Raw genomic sequence first — 16,801 nt, forward strand, 5'->3', positions numbered from 1 at the left:
CCGGGGCATGGTCCGCTGCTCGTCCGACCGGGTGCCGGACGTCCGGCGCACCGCCCACCGGCACCGGCTCAGCTTACGTCGTGCGGGCGGGCGCCCCGCCGCACGGGTGGGCACGTGGCCGGACACGGTCCGGCCCCCGCGCCCGTCACGGGCGCGGGGGCCGGGGAAGCCGCCGGGAGGCCGCCGGGAGGCCGCCGGGAGGCCGCCGGGAGCACCGGCTGCCCGGGCTACTTGCGGGTGAACTCCTCGTACGCCTTCATCACGTCCTCGGTCGGACCGTCCATGCGCAGCTCGCCGCTCTCCAGCCACAGCACCCGGTCGCAGGTGTCCCGGATGGACTTGTTGTTGTGGCTGACCAGGAAGACCGTCCCGGCCTCCTTGCGCAGCTCCCGGATGCGGGCCTCCGAGCGCTTCTGGAACTTCTTGTCGCCCGTCGCCAGCGCCTCGTCGATCATCAGCACGTCGTGGTCCTTGGCGGCGGCGATGGAGAACCGCAGCCGGGCCGCCATGCCGGAGGAGTAGGTCCGCATCGGCAGGCTGATGAAGTCGCCCTTGTCGTTGATGCCGGAGAAGTCGACGATGCCCTGGTAGCGCTCCTGGATCTGCGTCTTGGACATGCCCATGGCCAATCCGCCGAGTATGACGTTGCGCTCACCGGTCAGGTCGTTCATCAGGGCGGCGTTGACGCCCAGCAGCGAGGGCTGGCCGTCGGTGTAGACCCTGCCGCGCTCGGCCGGCAGCAGACCCGCGATGGCGCGCAGCAGGGTGGACTTGCCCGAGCCGTTGGATCCGATCAGCCCGATCGCCTCGCCGCGGTAGGCGGTGAAGCTGACGCCCTTGACCGCGTGCACCTCGCGCACGTTCCCGCCCGGCTTGCGGCGGATGATCCGGTTGAGGGCCGCCGTGGCGCTGCCCCTGCCCCGGGCGCCGCCGTTGACGCGGTAGACGATGTGCAGGCCGTCGGCGATGACGGTCGGCCGGCGTTCGGCGGAGACGGCCTCCGCGTCCTCCGTGTCCTTGTCCGCCGACGCGGCGGCTGCGCTCTTCTCAGCCACGGCCATAACGCTCCTCCGCCTTCCAGAAGTACACGAATCCGCCGACGCCGATCACCACGGCCCACCCCGCGGCCAGCGCCCAGGCGTACGGCATGAGGTCGGCGGGGGTGTAGCCGTCGATGAGCGCGAAGCGCATGAGGTCCATGTAGACGGCCGCGGGGTTGGCCTGGGCCGCGAGGACCAGCCACTCCGGAGCGCTGGTGCGTTCCCTGATCATGTACTCCAGGGAGAACATCACGCCCGAGGCGTACATCCAGGTGCGCATCACGAAGGGCATCAGCTGGGCGAGGTCCGGGGTCTTGCTGCCCAGCCGGGCCATGACCATCGCCAGGCCGGTGTTGAAGACCAGCTGCAGGGCCAGGATCGGCACCACCAGCAGCCAGGTCCACTTCGGGTAGTGACCGAAGCCGAGGAGGATGGCCCCCAGGACGATCATCGAGTAGAGCAGTTGCTGGAGCTGCTGCAGGGAGAAGGAGATGGGCAGCGAGGCCCTCGGGAAGTGCAGGGCCCGCACCAGACCGAGGTTGCCGGAGATGGAGCGGACGCCCGACATCACCGAGGTCTGCGTGAAGGTGAAGACGAAGACGCCCGTGACCAGGAAGGGGACGTAGTTCCCCTTGCCGCCCGGCACTCCCTCGCGGCCGCCCAGCAGGACGCCGAAGACGAAGAAGTACACCGCGGCGTTCAGCAGCGGCGTGGCCACCTGCCACAGCTGGCCCAGCTTGGCCTGGCTGTACTGGGCCATGAGTTTCGCCCGGGAGAAGGCGAGGATGAAGTGCCGCCGCGCCCACAGCTGCCGGACGTACTCCGTCAGGGAGGGCCGGGCGCCGCTCACCGTCAGCCCGTACTTGGCGGCGAGTTCGGCCGGGGACAGGCCGTCGTCTGGTGAACGCGGGGGCTCGCCCGTCGCGATCGCACCACCGTGCGTTGTCTCGCTCACGTTGAAACTTTCGTCCTCACAGTGCGCAGCCGGGATGGAATGAGCGCAGCGGGGCCCGGCTGATGTCACCGGACCCGATGCTCTCAGACAGAGCTTGTCAGATGACGGGAGGGCGGCCCAGTCGGGTCAGGCGCCACACCGTACGCCACTTCATGGGACGGCGGGCACCGCACGGGGTCGTCCAGCCCTCCCGGAAGCCGCCCAGCCAGGCGCGCAGCGCGGGGCGCGAGGGGCGGCGGGCGAGGGTCAGCAGCAGCCATACGCCCAGGTAGAGGGGGATCAGCGGCAGCGGCAGGTTGCGCCGGGCCAGCCACACGCGGTTGCGGGCGACCATGCGGTGGTAGACCGCGTGGCGGCTGGGGAGGGTGGTGGGGTGGTGGAGCACCATGTCCGCGCGGTAGTCGATCATCCATCCCGCGTCCAGCGCCCGCCAGGCCAGGTCGGTCTCCTCGTGGGCGTAGAAGAACTCGTCCGGCAGCCCGCCGACCTCCTGGAAGACCGCCGTCCGCACGGCGTTGGCGCCGCCGAGGAAGGTCGTCACGCGCGAGGAGCGCATCGGGTCCGAGGCGCGCAGCCGCGGCACGTGGCGGCGCTGGGTGACTCCGGTGTCCGGGTCGGCGATGCGGAAGCTGATGATGCCCAGCTCCGGGTCGGCGGCGAACGCCCGCCGGACCAGCTCGGCGGTGTCGGTGTTCGGCAGCAGCCCGTCGTCGTCGAGGAAGAGCAGGGCGTCCACCTCGCTCCCGCCGGGCCCGAACGCCTCGATGCCGACGTTGCGGCCGCCGGGGATGCCCAGGTTCTCCGGCAGCTCCACCGTCCGCACCCCCCGCGGGAGCTCCGGCAGCGGGGCGCCGTTGCCGACGACCACCACCTGGACCGGGTCGCCGTCCTGCTTGGCGACCGAGTCCAGCAGGGCGCGCAGCTCCTCGGGGCGGTTGCCCATGGTGAGGACGACCGCGCCCAGCGTCAGAGGCCTGCCGGAGGAGGATCGCGCGCCCTCGGTCATGTCGTTCACCACCCTCACCTCAGCCGGCTCGACGCCAGGATGGACACCAGGTGCAGCAGCGTCTGCAGGACCGCGACGGCCGCCAGGACGGCGACGCCCAGCCGGGTGAAGAACAGGCCGCCGTGCACTGCGTCGGCCACCGCCACCGCCAGGATCAGCAGGGACGCCTCGACGCCGCCGACCAGCCGGTGGAACTTCAGCGCCGCGGCCGCCCGGCGGGCCAGCGCCAGCCCCGAGGAGCGGGGCACGGCCGCCTCGTCCTTCACCGCGGGCAGGCCGCTGCGGGAGCGGGCGACGTCCACCAGGTCGGTCTCGGCCTTGATCAGGATCGCGCCCAGCGCGGCCACGGTCCCCAGGAAGGCCCACAGCCAGTTCGCGGAGGCCCCCTCGGCGCGGAAGACGTCCGCGGCCCGCACCCCGAAGCCGACCAGCAGCGCCGCCTCGGCCAGGTAGTGGCCCACCCGGTCGAGGTAGACGCCGGTGATGGAGGTCTGCTTCCGCCAACGGGCGACCTCGCCGTCCACGCAGTCCAGCAGCAGGTAGAACTGGATCAGCAGGGCGGCCAGGACGGCCCCGGCCGGGCCGGGCACCAGCAGTACGGCGCCGGCCGCCACACCGGCGACGACCATCAGATAGGTGAGCTGGTTGGGCGTTATCCGGGTGTTCACCAGATGCCGGGTCCAGCGCAGCGAGATCTCCCGCATGTACAGGCGCCCGGCCCAGTGCTCACCGCTGCGCCGGTCCTTCACCCCGGCGGGGTGGACGACCGGGCGGAGTTCAGCTACTGACGGCTTTGACATAGTCGGCGTACGCGTCCCTGATCTGGTCGGTGGACAGGTCCAGGTGCTCGATGATCGTGTAGCGCCCGGGCCGGGTCTGCGGCGCGTACTCCACCGCGCGCACGAACTCGTCCTCGTCGAAGCCGATCTCGCCGGGCAGCACGGGCAGGCCGTGGCGGCGCAGCACCTCGACGATCAGCGCCGTCTGCTCCTCGGCTCCGCGCAGGTGCATCGCGAAGGCGGCGCCGAGCCCGCACTGCTCGCCGTGCGCGGCGGCGCGCTTGGGATAGAGCAGGTCGAAGGCGTGGTTGATCTCGTGGCAGGCGCCGGAGGCGGGGCGGCTGTCGCCGGCCACCGACATGGAGATGCCGGTGAGCACCAGCCCCTCGGCCAGCACGGTGAGGAACTCGTCGTCGCCGCAGCCGCCCGGATGGCGCAGCACCGCCTCGCCGGCCTGGCGGGCCATGGCGGCGGCCAGGCCGTCGATCGACTCACCGGTGACCTTGTGGGAGAGCTCCCAGTCGGCGACGGCGGAGATGTTGGAGATCACGTCGCCCACGCCCGAGCGCACGAAGCGGATCGGGGCCTCGCGGATGACGTCGAGGTCGATCACGATCGCGATCGGGTTCGGCACGCCGTACGAGCCGCGGCCGGCGTCGTTGTCGAGCGTGGCGACCGGGGAGCACAGGCCGTCGTGGCTGAGGTTGGTGGCGACGGCGACCAGCGGCAGGCCGATGCGCGCGGCGGCGAACTTGGCGCAGTCGATGATCTTGCCGCCGCCCATGCCGACGACCGCGTCGTAGCGGCCGGACTTCATCGCGTCGGCCAGCTTGATCGCGTTGTCCAGCGTCCCGCCGCCGACCTCGTACCAGTCGGCGCCCGGCAGGGCGGGCGCGAACCGCTCGCGCAGGGCCGCGCCCGAGCCGCCGCTGATGGCGATGGCGAGCTTGCCGGAGGCCGAGATGCGCTGGTCGACCAGGAGGGTCGCCAGGTCGTCCAGCGCACCGGGCCTGATGTCGACGACGACCGGCGAGGGGATGAGCCGGGTCAGTACTGGCACGCGATCTCCCGCGCCTTGTTCAGGTCGTCGTGGTTGTCGATCTCGACCCACTTCACGTCGCCGATGGCGGCGGTGTCGATGGTGAGGCCGCGGTTCACCATCTCCTGGTAGCCGTCCTCGTAGTACAGCTGCGGGTCGCGCTCGTAGGTGGCCTTCAGCGCGTCGGCCAGGTCGGCGGCGGCGTCGCCCTCGATGAGGGTCACGCCGATGTACTCGCCGGTGGCGTCGGCCGGGTCCATCAGCTTGGTGATGCGGCGCACGCCCCTGGCGGGCTCGGTGACGACCTTCATCTCCTCGTCGGCCAGCTTCTTGACCGTGTCGAGGGCGAGGATGATCCGCTGCCCCTTGCCGCGGGCGTCGAGCAGCGTCTGCTCGACGGAGACGGGGTGGACGGTGTCGCCGTTGGCCAGGATCACGCCCTCCTTGATGACGTCCCGGGCGCACCACAGGGAGTAGGCGTTGTTCCACTCCTCGGCCTTGTCGTTGTCCACCAGGTGGAGCTTGACGCCGTACTTCTTCTCCAGGGCGGCCCTGCGCTCGTGGACGGCCTCCTTGCGGTAGCCCACGACCACGGCGGCCTCGGTGAGGCCGACCTCGCGGAAGTTGCCGAGGGTGAGGTCCAGCACGGTGGTGGTGCCCTCGCCCGCCGGGTCCACCGGCACCAGGGCCTTGGGGAGGGTGTCGGTGTAGGGGCGCAGACGCCGTCCGGCGCCGGCGGCCAGCACGAGGCCGATCATGCGGGTTCTCCTGTTTCGTCGTGTACGGCGGGTGCGTGTGAGGACACCCAGAAACGGACGCTCTCGGTGAGCACCGTGAGCGCCAGGGCCCCGGCCAGGGCCGTGAGCGCGATCGTGAAGCCCTGCCCGGCGGCCCAGAGGGCGGCGGCGGCCGTGACCGCCACAACGCGTCCCTCGTGCCCGCCGATCGCCAGCACCAGCCGGTGCGGCGGGGCGCCGGTGCCGCCGCGGATGCGGTACACCGTGTCGTAGTGATGGTAGGCGACCGCCGCGACCAGCCCGAACGCTGCGGGCAGGGCCCCCGCCGCGTCCGACCGGGCGGCGAGTACCAGGACCGTGGTGTACTCCGCCGCGCGGAAGAGGGGCGGCACCAGCCAGTCCAGCGCGCCCGCCGGCGGGCGGGCGACGGCCAGCCCGGACAGGACGGCGTAGCCGAGCGCGGCGGCCGGCAGCCAGGGGCCGACCGGGGCCCACAGCGCGGCGGCCACCAGGGCGGCCGAGCCGAGCAGGGCCGGGGCCGGGGCGGTGAACGCGGACGGCCGCCCACCGCGCACCCCGCGCGTCCTGGACGCGGCGGCCCGGGCCACGCCCTCGGCCAGCGGCCCGGAGTCGGCCAGCTCGGCCAGGGCCCGCACGGCGCGGTCGGTGCGCACGCCCTTGCGGGTCAGGGAGCGCAGCACCCGCCCGGCGGTGGTGTAGCAGGCGGCGAACGCGCAGCCGATCAGCAGCACGGTGAAGGTGGTGCGGGGGGTGGTGAGGGCGGTGAGGACGGCGATCAGCGCCCAGCGCTCGCCGATCGGCAGCACGATCATGCGGCGGGCCCACACCGTCCAGCCGACCCGGTCGAGTCTCCCCGACAGGGCGGCGGCGGGGTCGGCGCTCCCGGCCGCGGGCTCCCCCTCGCGCTCCCGGCCGCCGTCCCTCCTGTAGTGGTCGGCCTCGTTGAAGGAGAAGTCCACCACGTGGCGGCAGGTCTGGAGCACCATCGCGCCCAGCGCCAGGGCCCACACGTCGTCGCCGCCGCGGGCCGCGCCGAGGGCCAGGCCCGCGTAGTAGGCGTACTCCTTGGCCCGGTCGAAGGTGGCGTCCAGCCAGGCTCCGAGCGTGGAGTACCTCAGCGCGTAGCGGGCGAGCTGGCCGTCGGCGCAGTCCAGCACGAACGAGGCGATCAGCAGCACCCCGGCCGCGACGAAGCCGCCGCGGGTGCCGGTGGCCGCGCAGGCGGCGGCGATCAGCGCGGTGAGCAGCGAGGCGGTGGTCACCTGGTTGGGGGTCAGCCCGCGCCGGGCGCACCAGCGGGCGAGGTGGCGGGAGTAGGGGCTGACGAGGAAGGTGGTGAAGAAGCCGTCGCGGGACTTCACCGCCGAGCGCAGCCGCACCCGCTCCTCGTCGACGGCCGCCACGGCCCGCTCGGCCTCGGCGCGCTCCGCGCCGTCGGCGGGTACGGCGGCGACGAGGACGCCCAGCTCGGGCCGGTGCACGGCCGGGCCCCGGCCGTCCTCCTCCAGTGCGGCGGCCGCCCGGTCGGGCAGGACGGCGGGCTCGGGGGCGGCGGTGCGCGCCACGCCTCCCGACGCGGACGGCGCGGTCCGCGCGGACGGTGCCGCGGCGGCGGACACGGCGGACACGGCGCGGGCCAGGGCGGCGCGCGCGGTGGGCTGGACGGCCAGCGCGCCGGGGATCGCGGCGGCGGGGAAACGCGGGTCGGTCAGGGCCAGCCGCAGGCTGTGCGTGTGCCCGACGAAGCGAGGGTCGACGAGGGCGACGCGCTCACCGGCCGGGACGGCCGCCAGCGCCGCCTCCACCCCGGCGGTGTCCTCCGCCACCCGCACGTCGAAACCCAGCGACCGCAGACCGCCCTCCAGGGGCGCCCCCGCGACCGGCGGACCGGTGAGAATGGCGGTCGACAAGAACGAACTCACTCCTTGAAAGCCGTACTGTCCGCGACGCGGTCCGTGAGCGAGCGGCATCCGGGCAGCGGTCACAGTGCGCCATCACCCGTTCGGGGCAGGCAGCACGTGGCCAGAGGTTATCGGATAGGTGGAAGCGTCCGTTCACCCCGCATTCACCGGGGGGAAGCGCCCCACCGTCACGAAAGGTGACAGAACACCACGGACCGCGTTCCAGGGTCCTCGATCCCGGCGGCTCGCACAAGGAGCGTGTCCGCGACGGTCCGCGACCGGTGGTTAGGCTGCGGCCATGACGTGGCTGGTGACCGGAGGAGTCGGATACGTCGGCGCACATGTGGCGCGGGCGATGGCGGAGGCCGGCGAGGAGGTCGTCGTACTCGACGACCTCTCCAGCGGCCTGCCCGAGCGGCTGCCGCCCGGGGTGCCCCTGGTGCGCGGCTCGGTCGCCGACCGCGGGCTGCTCGACCGCACGATCGCCGGGCACGGGGTCACGGGCGTGGTGCATCTGGCGGCGAAGAAGCAGGTGGGCGAGTCGGTGGAGCATCCGCTGACGTACTACCGGGAGAACCTGTACGGGCTCACGGTGCTGCTGGAGGCCGTGGTGGCCGCCGGGGTGCGGCGCTTCGTGTTCTCCTCCTCCGCCGCCGTCTACGGCATGCCCGACGTGGACACGGTCACCGAGGACACCCCCTGCGTCCCGATGAACCCCTACGGCGAGACAAAGCTGGCGGGCGAGTGGCTGGTGCGCGCCGCCGGGCGGGCGCACGGGCTGTCCACCGCCTGCCTGCGCTACTTCAACGTGGCGGGGGCCGCGCGGCCGGAGCTGTCGGACGTCGGCGTGTCCAACGTCATCCCGATGTTCTTCGACGCCCTCACCCGCGGTGAGGCCCCGCGGATCTTCGGCGACGACTACCCCACCCCCGACGGCACCTGCGTGCGCGACTACATCCACGTCGCCGACCTGGCCGAGGCGCATCTGGCCGCAGCCCGCCGGCTGGCCGGGCTCCCGGCCGGCGAGGACCTGACGGTCAACGTGGGCACCGGCGAGGGCGTGTCGGTGCGGGAGCTGGCCGGTCTCGTCGCCGAGACCACCGGCATCCGCGAGCCCGCCCCGGTGGTCGCCCCGCGCCGCCCCGGGGACCCCGCGCGGGTGGTGGCCTCGGCCGGGCGGATCGGCGTGGAGCTGGGCTGGGCGCCCCGGTACGGGGTACGCGAGATGGTGGCCTCGGCCTGGGCGGGCTGGCGCCCGCGCGGCGCCGACGGCCTCCAGCGGGAAGGGGCCGCGTTCCCCGAGTGATCCGGGCCGGTCCTCCGAACGGGCGGACGCCATCCGCCAGGTGAATGGAAAGCGCAGGTCAGAGGGGATGACAACGGTGTTCAGTGCCGCGTTGCCCCATACCCCCCACCCGTAGTTCACTGGGATCGTCCGCACCGGTCGCAGGCGGCACCGGCCGCCATACGGGAGGCATCATCCATGGGCGCAGGGCACAACCACGGCGGGCCGCGGCCGGCCGGGCCGGGTACGGCGGGAGCCGCGTACCGGGGGCGGCTGCGCGCGGCCCTGGCCATCGCGGTCGTCCTGCTGCTCGCCGAGCTCGCGGGCGCCGCGCTGACCGGTTCGCTGGCGCTGCTGGCGGACGCCGGCCATGTGGCCACCGACGCGGTCGGCATCGGGATGGCGCTGCTGGCGATCCACGTCGCCAACCGGCCCGGCAGCGAGCGGCGCACCTTCGGTCTCGCCCGCGCCGAGATCCTCGCCGCGCTGCTCAACGCCCTGCTGCTGCTCGGGGTGGGCGGCTACATCCTGGTGGAGGCCGTCGAGCGGCTGCGCCACCCCGAGGAGGTGCCCGGGGGGCTGACGGTCCTGTTCGGCGTCGTCGGCCTGGCCCTCAACGGCCTGTCCCTGGCCCTGCTGATGCGCGGGCAGCGCGAGAGCCTGAACGTGCGGGGCGCCTTCCTGGAGGTGGCGGCGGACGCCCTGGGTTCGGTGGCGGTGATCGCCGCCGCGCTGGTGATCATGCTCACCGGCTGGCGGCAGGCCGACCCCGTCGCCTCGCTGCTGATCGCGGTGCTGATCGTGCCGCGGACGGTACGGCTGGCGCGCGAGGCGATCGACGTCCTGCTGGAGGCCGCGCCCCGGCATGTGGACATGGCCGGGGTGCGGGCGCACATCCTGGGCGTGCCCGGGGTGGAGGAGCTGCACGACCTGCACGTGTGGACCATCACCTCCGGGATGCCGGTGCTCTCCGCGCACGTGGTGGTCGGCCGGGAGGCGCTGGAGGCCGAGGGGGGTCACGACAGGATCCTGCGGGACCTCCACAACTGCCTGGGCCGGCACTTCGACGTCGAGCACTGCACCTTCCAGCTGGAGCCGCACGGGCACGCGGCGCGCGAGGGACGGCTGTGCCACTGACGCTCCCCGCCGCACCCGCACCGGCACCCGCCGGCTCCGCGGGGCCCACGCACGGTCCGCCCGGCGAGCGGCCCCCGTCCGTGTACGGCACACTGGAGCGGACAGTCGGAACATAGGAGAAACGCCGTTCCGACACATGCACGGTGAAGGGCGGACATGACCAACGGCACGGCGGACCCGATCATGCTCGAACTGGTCGACGAGGACGGCAGGACGATCGGGATCGCGGAGAAGCTCTCCGCCCACCAGGCCCCGGGCCGACTGCACCGGGCCTTCTCCGTCTTCCTCTTCGACGACATGGGCCGGCTGCTGCTCCAGCGCAGGGCGCTGGGCAAGTACCACTCCCCCGGAGTGTGGTCCAACACCTGCTGCGGCCACCCCTACCCCGGCGAACGGCCCTTCGCCGCCGCCGCGCGGCGGGTCGGCGAGGAGCTGGGCGTGGCCCCCCGGCTGATGCGGGAGGCGGGAACGGTGCGCTACAACCACCCGGACCCGGCCTCCGGCCTGGTCGAGCAGGAGTACAACCACCTCTTCGCGGGGCTGGTGCGGGACACGCCCCGGCCGGATCCGGAAGAGATCGCCGAGACGGCGTTCGTGACGCCCGAGGAGCTGCTCAAGCGGCACGAGGCGGAGCCGTTCTCGGCCTGGTTCATGACGGTGCTGGACGCGGCGCGGGGCGGCATCCGCGAGGTGACCGGGGTCTCGGCCGGCTGGTGAGGCGCGCGGCGCTCGGCGCGACGGTCGTGCTCACCGCGACGGCGGCAGGGGGGCCAGCGGCAGGACGACCCGGCGACCCGGTGAGCGGGGGACACCGCCCTCGCGTACCCGGACCACGGACACGATCCGCCGGCGCTGGACACGGCAGGAACGCGGTGGACCAGAACGCCCAAGACCGTTCGGGGCGCTCGGCTGAGCACGCGCAACTCATACTCAGCCCCTGGGAACGGTGGCCGTCCTCGCCCCCCAGGCGTACCCGGCCGGCGTCGGGGGAGATCTCGACGCCGATCTCCGCGGAGAGCGGGGCCGAGTGCCGCACGGCGTTGGTGACCAGTTCGGACAGGATCAGCGGCAGGCCGTCCCTCAGCTCGTCGGCGACCGGGCCCCGCGCGGCGGAGCAGGTCCCGCACGGCGTGGCGCACCCGGGGCACGGAGGATTCGCGCCCCGGGACGGTGAAGCGCCAGGCGCCCTCGTACGGCCGACCGGCCTCGCGCGATCGTCTCTGCGGCCCCCGTCGCGGCCTCCGCGCCCCCTGCCGTTACGATCCGGCCCATGTCCGCGCACACCCCGCCGGCCGGCGGTCCGGCCCTGCCGGTCTCCGTCCAGGACGGCGTCGCCACCCTCACCATCGACAACCCGGCCAAGCGCAACGCGATGACACCGGACATGTGGCGGCGGATGCCCGCCGTACTGGAGCGGCTCGCCGCCGATCCCGCCGTACGGGCCCTGGTCCTCACCGGCGAGGGCGGCACCTTCTGCGCGGGCGCCGACATCTTTGCCCTGCGCGAGGGCGACGAGGAGTCCCGCCGCCTGGCGGTGACCGCCGAGGAGGCGCTGGCGGCCTTCCCTCGGCCCACGCTCGCGGCCGTGCGCGGGCACTGCGTGGGCGGCGGCTGCCAGCTCGCCGTCGCCTGTGACCTGCGCTTCGCCGCCGAGGGAGCCCTGTTCGGCATCACCCCGGCGAAGCTCGGCATCGTCTACGGCGCCTCCTCCACCCGGCGCCTGGTCCGTCTGGTCGGCCCGGCCACCGCCAAGTACCTGCTGTTCTCGGGTGAGTTGATCGGCGCCGAGCGGGCCCTGCGCACCGGGCTGGTCGACGAGGTGCACCCGGAGGGCGAACTGGAGGAGCGGGTGGCGCAATTCGCGCGGCTGCTCGTCTCGCGCTCGCAGCTCACCCAGGCGGCCGCCAAGGAGTTCGCGAACGGCGCCGGGGCCGGCCCCGTGCCGCCGGAGCGGGCCGCGTACTGGGAGGAGCGCGCCCGGGAGAGCGGGGAGCGGGCCGAGGGCGTGGCCGCCTTCCTGGAACGGCGCCCTCCGGTCTTCACCTGGCCACTTACCGACGGGTAGCGTGCGGGTATGACGTCCCTCCCCGCCAAAGCCGGACGGCGCTGCCACAATGCCGTCAACCCGCTGCACTCGGCTCTCTACTTCGCCCCCGACCTGGCCCGCGAGCTGGCCCCCTACGGCATCGAGGACCCCTCCGCGGTCTACTTCGCCGGCCGTGCCGCGGCGCTGGGCCGGGTCGGGCCCGGGGTCGTCACCGCGACCTTCCACAACTTCCACCACACCCTCGTCGCCCGCCATCTGCCGGCCGTGTGGGAGCTGGCCGCCCCCGAGACCGTGCTCGCCGCCCGGCTGCGCGCCGCCGACTCCATGCTGCGGCGCCTGCTGGGCGAGGAGGCGGTGGCGTCCGAGGAGATGGCCGAGGCCGCCGGGCTGGCGCTGCGCGCCGCCGAGGGGTGCGTCCGCCCGGGCCGCCCGCTGTACGCGGCGCTCGCCGACCTTCCCGTGCCCGAGGCACCGCACCTGGCGCTGTGGCACGGCGCCTCGCTGCTGCGCGAGCACCGCGGCGACGCCCATGTCGCCGTCCTCCAGCACGCCGGGCTGGACCCGGTGGAGGCGCTGGTCAGCCACACCGCCAGCGGCCGCGGCATGAGCCCCAGGTGGGCGCTGGCCACCCGCGGCTGGGACCGCCGGGACTGGGAGGAGGCCCAGGAGCGGCTGCGCGGGCGCGGGCTGCTGGACGGCGACGGCGAGCTGACCGAGGCCGGCACCGCCCTGCGCAAGGGGCTGGAGGAGGAGACCGACCGGCTCGACGCCGCGCCGTACGAGCACCTGGGCGCGGCGGGCACCGAGCGGCTGACCGAGCTGTGCGGCGCCTTCACCGGCGCGGCCCTCACCTCGGGCGCCTTCCCCGCGGACCTGTTCGGCAAGGGCTGAGGGAATCCGAACGGAAGGGGCGAAACGGGTTTGCCCGGCGCGAAAGCGGCCACGCGATTGGCATGTTCAAAGCCGTAGCAGACGCACTCCGTACCGTCGGCGGCGCCATCGCGACCGTGGTGACGCTGCCCTTCCGTCTACTGGCCCGCCTCTTCGGCGGGGCTTCGCGCACCGGACGCCGCGTCTGACCCTCCGCCTGTCGGTGCGGCCTGTAACAATGCGGGCTACCGGGGGAGCACCCAGCACCGAGTAAGGCGGAACGGATCGTGACACAGTCCATCGGAGAGACGCCCGTCGAGGGCGCGGCACCGGCCGGCACGTCCGGCGCGGCGTCCGTCGAGGGCAGGATCGCCGAGGAACTCGGCGTACGGGAACGGCAGGTCAGGGCCGCCGTCGAACTGCTCGACGGCGGCTCGACCGTGCCGTTCGTCGCGCGCTACCGCAAGGAGGCCACCGGCGGCCTGGACGACGCGCAGCTGCGCGACCTGGAGGAGCGGCTGCGCTACCTGCGGGAGCTGGAGGAGCGGCGGGCGGCGATCCTGGAGTCCGTGCGCTCCCAGGGCAAACTCGACGCCGAGCTGGAGGCCCGCATCCGGGCGGCCGACTCCAAGGCGCGCCTGGAGGACGTCTACCTGCCCTACAAGCCCAAGCGGCGCACCAAGGCGCAGATCGCCCGTGAGGCGGGCCTGGAGCCGCTGGCCGAGGGCCTGCTCACCGACCCGTCCGTGGAACCGGCCGCCGCCGCGGCGGCGTTCGTCGACCCGGACAAGGGAGTGGCCGACGCCTCCGCCGCGCTGGAGGGCGCCCGCGCGATCCTGACCGAGCGCTTCGGCGAGGACGCCGACCTGATCGGCGAGCTGCGCGAGACGATGTGGCGGCGCGGCCGGCTGGTGGCGAAGGTACGCGAGGGCAGACAGGAGCAGGGCGCCAAGTTCGCCGACTACTTCGACTTCTCCGAGCCCTTCACCGAACTGCCCTCGCACCGGGTGCTGGCGATGCTGCGCGGCGAGAAGGAGGAGGTCCTCGACCTCGCCCTGGAACCGGAACCGGAGCCCGCCGGGGAGGCCGCGGAGGGCGGGGCCCTGCGCGAGACCACCGGTCCCTCCGACTACGAGCGGGCGATCGCCCGCCGGTTCGGCGTCGAGGACCGCGGCCGCCCGGCCGACCGCTGGCTGGCCGACACCGTGCGCTGGGCCTGGCGCACCCGCATCCTGGTGCACCTGGGCATCGACCTGCGGCTGCGGCTGCGCACCGCCGCCGAGGACGAGGCGGTCGCGGTGTTCGCGGCCAACCTGCGCGACCTGCTGCTGGCCGCCCCCGCCGGCACCCGCGCCACCATGGGGCTGGACCCGGGCTTCCGCACGGGTGTGAAGGTCGCCGTCGTCGACGCCACCGGCAAGGTCGCCGCCACCGAGACGATCTACCCGCACGTCCCGCAGAACCGCTGGAAGGAGTCGCTGGCCACGCTGGCGCGGCTGGCGCGGGAGCACCGGGTGGAGCTGATCGCCGTCGGCAACGGCACCGCCTCCCGCGAGACGGACCGGCTGGCCGCCGAACTGTGCGCCGCGCAACCGGAGCTGAAGCTGACGAAGGTGATGGTCTCGGAGGCGGGCGCGTCGGTGTACTCCGCCTCCGCCTTCGCCTCCCGCGAGCTGCCGGATCTGGACGTCTCGCTGCGCGGCGCGGTCTCCATCGCCCGGCGCCTGCAGGATCCGCTGGCCGAGCTGGTCAAGATCGACCCCAAGTCGATCGGGGTGGGCCAGTACCAGCACGACGTCTCCGAGGTGAAGCTGTCGCGCTCGCTGGACGCGGTGGTGGAGGACTGCGTCAACGGCGTCGGCGTGGACGTCAACACCGCCTCGGCGCCGCTGCTGTCGCGGGTGTCGGGCATCGGCGCGGGCCTGGCGGAGAACATCGTCGCCCACCGCGACGCCAACGGCCCCTTCCACGGCCGCAAGGGCCTCAAGGACGTCCCCCGGCTCGGCCCCAAGGCGTACGAGCAGTGCGCGGGCTTCCTGCGCATCCGCGGCGGGGACGACCCGCTGGACGCCTCCGCCGTCCACCCCGAGGCGTACCCGGTGGTGCGCCGGATGGTGAAGGCGGCGGGCAGCGACGTCGCGGCGCTGATCGGCAACACCGAGGTGCTGCGCGGTCTGCGGCCGCAGGAGTTCGTGGACGACACCTTCGGCCTGCCGACGGTGACCGACATCATCAAGGAGCTGGAGAAGCCCGGCCGCGACCCGCGTCCGGCGTTTCGGACGGCCACCTTCAGGGAGGGCGTGGAGAAGCTCGGCGACCTGGAGCCGGGCATGGTCCTGGAGGGCGTGGTCACCAACGTCGCCGCGTTCGGCGCCTTCGTGGACGTCGGCGTCCACCAGGACGGCCTGGTCCACGTCTCGGCGATGTCGAGGACGTTCGTGAAGGACCCGCGCGAGGTGGTGAAGTCCGGCGACGTGGTGAAGGTCAAGGTGCTGGACGTGGACGTGCCGCGCAAGCGGATCTCGCTGACGCTGCGGCTGGACGACGAGACCGGTCCCGGCGCGGGCGACGGCGGCCGTCCGGCGCGCGGCCGGCGCGGAGGCGGTCAGCGCGAGGGCGGCCGGCGTGCCTCCGCTCCGCGCCCGCGCCAGGGCGACCGGCAGGGCGGGGGCGGGCGGGGCCGTGACGCGGCTCCGGCCAACAGCGAGATGGCCGAGGCACTGCGCCGCGCCGGCCTGCTCTGACACCTGGACGACCCGGCCGGAGGCGGGGGCGGCGCACAGCGCCGCCCCCGCCTCCGCTGTTTTCCGCCCCGCGGCTCCCGGGGCTCCGGGGGCTCCGGGGCCTGCCCGCCCTCGGGCACACACCGTCTCCCCCTGCTCACAGAAACGATATTGCCTTTTGCGGTCCCACCAACCTACGGTTTCGTAACCTACGCTATCGTAGGTAGTGTTTCCCCCATCCCCGTGGAGCCTTCATGACCCTCGCCACCCCGTACGCCCCCGGATCGGAGCAGTGGACGGACGCCCGTCTGCTCTACGCCCTGGAAGAGGTGGTGGAGAAGGAACTCGACCGTCATCTGAAGGTCGCCAAGGACTGGATGCCGCACGAGTACGTCCCCTGGAGCGACGGCCGCGACTTCGACGGCCCGCTCGGCGGCGAGGCCTGGGAGCCGGAGCAGTCCAAGGTCACCGACATCGGCCGCATCGCCCTGGTGGTCAACCTGCTGACCGAGGACAACCTCCCCAGTTACCACCACGAGATCGCCACCCTCTTCGGCCGTGACGGCGCCTGGGGCACATGGGTGCACCGCTGGACCGCCGAGGAGGGGCGGCACGGCATCGTGATGCGCGACTACCTGCTGACCTCCCGCGCCGTGGACCCGGTGAAGCTGGAGGAGTTCCGGATGGCGCACATGTCGGAGGGCTTCGAGTCCGACAACCGGCACTCGATGCTCCACTCCGTGGCCTACGTCGCCTTCCAGGAGCTGGCCACCCGCATCTCCCACCGCAACACCGGCCACCAGTCCGGCGATCCGGTCTGCGACCGGATGCTCGCCCGCATCGCCACCGACGAGAACCTGCACATGGTCTTCTACCGCAACCTGCTGCGGGCGGCCTTCGAACTGGCCCCGGACCGGACGATGTCGGCGGTGCGCGACGTGGTGGTGAACTTCCGGATGCCCGGCCACGGCATGCCCGGCTTCGAGCGGGCCGCCGCGCAGATGGCGATCGGCGGGGTCTACAACCTGCGCATCCACCACGACGACGTGCTCCAGCCGGTGCTGCGCCATCTGAAGGTCATGGAGATCGGCGGGCTCGGCCCGGAGGGTCTCAAGGCCCAGGAGGAGCTGGGCCTGTACCTGGACGGCCTGGACGGCGAGGCCCGCAAGCTCGACGAGCGCCTGGCCGCCCGCCGCGCCCGTATCGAGGCCCGCAAGGCTGCCGCCGCCTCCTGAGCGGTTCCCTCCCCGTGACGGGCGGA

General features: G+C 73.5%; 15 protein-coding genes. 8 read left to right on the forward strand and 7 right to left on the reverse strand.

Going from position 1 to position 16,801, the window contains the following annotated elements; all coding sequences use genetic code 11:
• Positions 1-227: 227 nt before the first annotated feature.
• From BM237_RS12195 to BM237_RS12225, 7 genes are all read right to left on the reverse strand, one after another.
• Positions 228-1,061 (reverse strand): ABC transporter ATP-binding protein, encoded by an 834-nt coding sequence (locus tag BM237_RS12195; protein ID WP_093849606.1) that lies wholly within the window; start codon positions 1,059-1,061, stop codon positions 228-230.
• Positions 1,048-1,995 (reverse strand): ABC transporter permease, encoded by a 948-nt coding sequence (locus BM237_RS12200; protein WP_093849607.1) that lies wholly within the window; start codon positions 1,993-1,995, stop codon positions 1,048-1,050. The genes BM237_RS12195 and BM237_RS12200 overlap by 14 nt, the downstream gene beginning before the upstream one ends.
• A 97-nt stretch (positions 1,996-2,092) precedes the next feature.
• Entirely contained in the window at positions 2,093-3,001 is a 909-nt protein-coding gene (locus BM237_RS12205; protein WP_093849748.1) for a glycosyltransferase family 2 protein, read from the reverse strand.
• 14 nt (positions 3,002-3,015) lie between these two features.
• Positions 3,016-3,801, reverse strand: coding sequence for a CDP-alcohol phosphatidyltransferase family protein (locus tag BM237_RS12210; protein ID WP_093849608.1), 786 nt, complete (start codon positions 3,799-3,801; stop codon positions 3,016-3,018).
• Positions 3,779-4,840, reverse strand: coding sequence for an iron-containing alcohol dehydrogenase family protein (locus BM237_RS12215; RefSeq protein WP_093849609.1), 1,062 nt, complete (start codon positions 4,838-4,840; stop codon positions 3,779-3,781). Before BM237_RS12215 ends, BM237_RS12210 begins: the two co-directional genes overlap by 23 nt.
• Positions 4,828-5,577, reverse strand: a complete 750-nt coding sequence (locus tag BM237_RS12220) for a phosphocholine cytidylyltransferase family protein (RefSeq protein ID WP_093849610.1) — start codon at positions 5,575-5,577, stop codon at positions 4,828-4,830. Before BM237_RS12220 ends, BM237_RS12215 begins: the two co-directional genes overlap by 13 nt.
• On the reverse strand, positions 5,574-7,487 hold the full coding sequence (locus BM237_RS12225; RefSeq protein WP_093849611.1) for a DUF5941 domain-containing protein: 1,914 nt from the start codon (positions 7,485-7,487) through the stop codon (positions 5,574-5,576). Before BM237_RS12225 ends, BM237_RS12220 begins: the two co-directional genes overlap by 4 nt.
• Before the next feature lie 289 nt (positions 7,488-7,776).
• On the opposite strand from BM237_RS12225, the gene galE reads away from it, so the two are divergent.
• The 8 genes from galE to BM237_RS12265 all read left to right on the forward strand — a co-directional run bounded on the left by galE (position 7,777) and on the right by BM237_RS12265 (position 16,775).
• Positions 7,777-8,784: a UDP-glucose 4-epimerase GalE gene (galE, locus tag BM237_RS12230; protein WP_093849612.1), complete on the forward strand. Its 1,008-nt coding sequence runs from the start codon at positions 7,777-7,779 to the stop codon at positions 8,782-8,784.
• 177 nt (positions 8,785-8,961) lie between these two features.
• Positions 8,962-9,900: a cation diffusion facilitator family transporter gene (locus tag BM237_RS12235; protein WP_093849613.1), complete on the forward strand. Its 939-nt coding sequence runs from the start codon at positions 8,962-8,964 to the stop codon at positions 9,898-9,900.
• A 156-nt stretch (positions 9,901-10,056) separates the two neighbouring features.
• Positions 10,057-10,617, forward strand: coding sequence for an isopentenyl-diphosphate Delta-isomerase (gene idi / locus BM237_RS12240; protein WP_093849614.1), 561 nt, complete (start codon positions 10,057-10,059; stop codon positions 10,615-10,617).
• A 553-nt stretch (positions 10,618-11,170) separates the two neighbouring features.
• The gene (locus tag BM237_RS12250) at positions 11,171-11,965 is read left to right on the forward strand and encodes an enoyl-CoA hydratase/isomerase family protein (RefSeq protein ID WP_093849616.1); all 795 of its coding nucleotides are present in this window, start codon (positions 11,171-11,173) and stop codon (positions 11,963-11,965) included.
• A 9-nt stretch (positions 11,966-11,974) separates the two neighbouring features.
• On the forward strand, positions 11,975-12,838 hold the full coding sequence (locus BM237_RS12255; RefSeq protein WP_093849617.1) for an SCO6745 family protein: 864 nt from the start codon (positions 11,975-11,977) through the stop codon (positions 12,836-12,838).
• A 62-nt stretch (positions 12,839-12,900) separates the two neighbouring features.
• Positions 12,901-13,026 (forward strand): LPFR motif small protein, encoded by a 126-nt coding sequence (locus tag BM237_RS30285; RefSeq protein WP_281253918.1) that lies wholly within the window; start codon positions 12,901-12,903, stop codon positions 13,024-13,026.
• A gap of 90 nt (positions 13,027-13,116) precedes the next feature.
• Complete coding sequence (locus BM237_RS12260; protein WP_093849749.1) at positions 13,117-15,561, forward strand: Tex family protein; 2,445 nt, start codon at positions 13,117-13,119, stop codon at positions 15,559-15,561.
• A gap of 233 nt (positions 15,562-15,794) precedes the next feature.
• Positions 15,795-16,775, forward strand: a complete 981-nt coding sequence (locus BM237_RS12265; RefSeq protein WP_093849618.1) for an acyl-ACP desaturase — start codon at positions 15,795-15,797, stop codon at positions 16,773-16,775.
• Positions 16,776-16,801: the final 26 nt, after the last annotated feature.

It is taken from the genome of Streptomyces mangrovi, assembly GCF_900114215.1.
Classification (GTDB): domain Bacteria; phylum Actinomycetota; class Actinomycetes; order Streptomycetales; family Streptomycetaceae; genus Streptomyces; species Streptomyces barkulensis.

Excerpts from the sequence above, each read along its gene's own strand:
- BM237_RS12195 (WP_093849606.1), bottom strand. The coding sequence starts at position 1,061 with ATGGCCGTGGCTGAGAAGAGCGCAGCCGCCGCGTCGGCGGACAAGGAC.
- BM237_RS12205 (WP_093849748.1), bottom strand. The coding sequence starts at position 3,001 with ATGACCGAGGGCGCGCGATCCTCCTCCGGCAGGCCTCTGACGCTGGGC.
- BM237_RS12210 (WP_093849608.1), bottom strand. The coding sequence starts at position 3,801 with ATGTCAAAGCCGTCAGTAGCTGAACTCCGCCCGGTCGTCCACCCCGCC.
- BM237_RS12220 (WP_093849610.1), bottom strand. The coding sequence starts at position 5,577 with ATGATCGGCCTCGTGCTGGCCGCCGGCGCCGGACGGCGTCTGCGCCCC.
- galE (WP_093849612.1), top strand. The coding sequence starts at position 7,777 with ATGACGTGGCTGGTGACCGGAGGAGTCGGATACGTCGGCGCACATGTG.
- BM237_RS12235 (WP_093849613.1), top strand. The coding sequence starts at position 8,962 with ATGGGCGCAGGGCACAACCACGGCGGGCCGCGGCCGGCCGGGCCGGGT.
- idi (WP_093849614.1), top strand. The coding sequence starts at position 10,057 with ATGACCAACGGCACGGCGGACCCGATCATGCTCGAACTGGTCGACGAG.
- BM237_RS12250 (WP_093849616.1), top strand. The coding sequence starts at position 11,171 with ATGTCCGCGCACACCCCGCCGGCCGGCGGTCCGGCCCTGCCGGTCTCC.
- BM237_RS12255 (WP_093849617.1), top strand. The coding sequence starts at position 11,975 with ATGACGTCCCTCCCCGCCAAAGCCGGACGGCGCTGCCACAATGCCGTC.
- BM237_RS30285 (WP_281253918.1), top strand. The coding sequence starts at position 12,901 with ATGTTCAAAGCCGTAGCAGACGCACTCCGTACCGTCGGCGGCGCCATC.
- BM237_RS12265 (WP_093849618.1), top strand. The coding sequence starts at position 15,795 with ATGACCCTCGCCACCCCGTACGCCCCCGGATCGGAGCAGTGGACGGAC.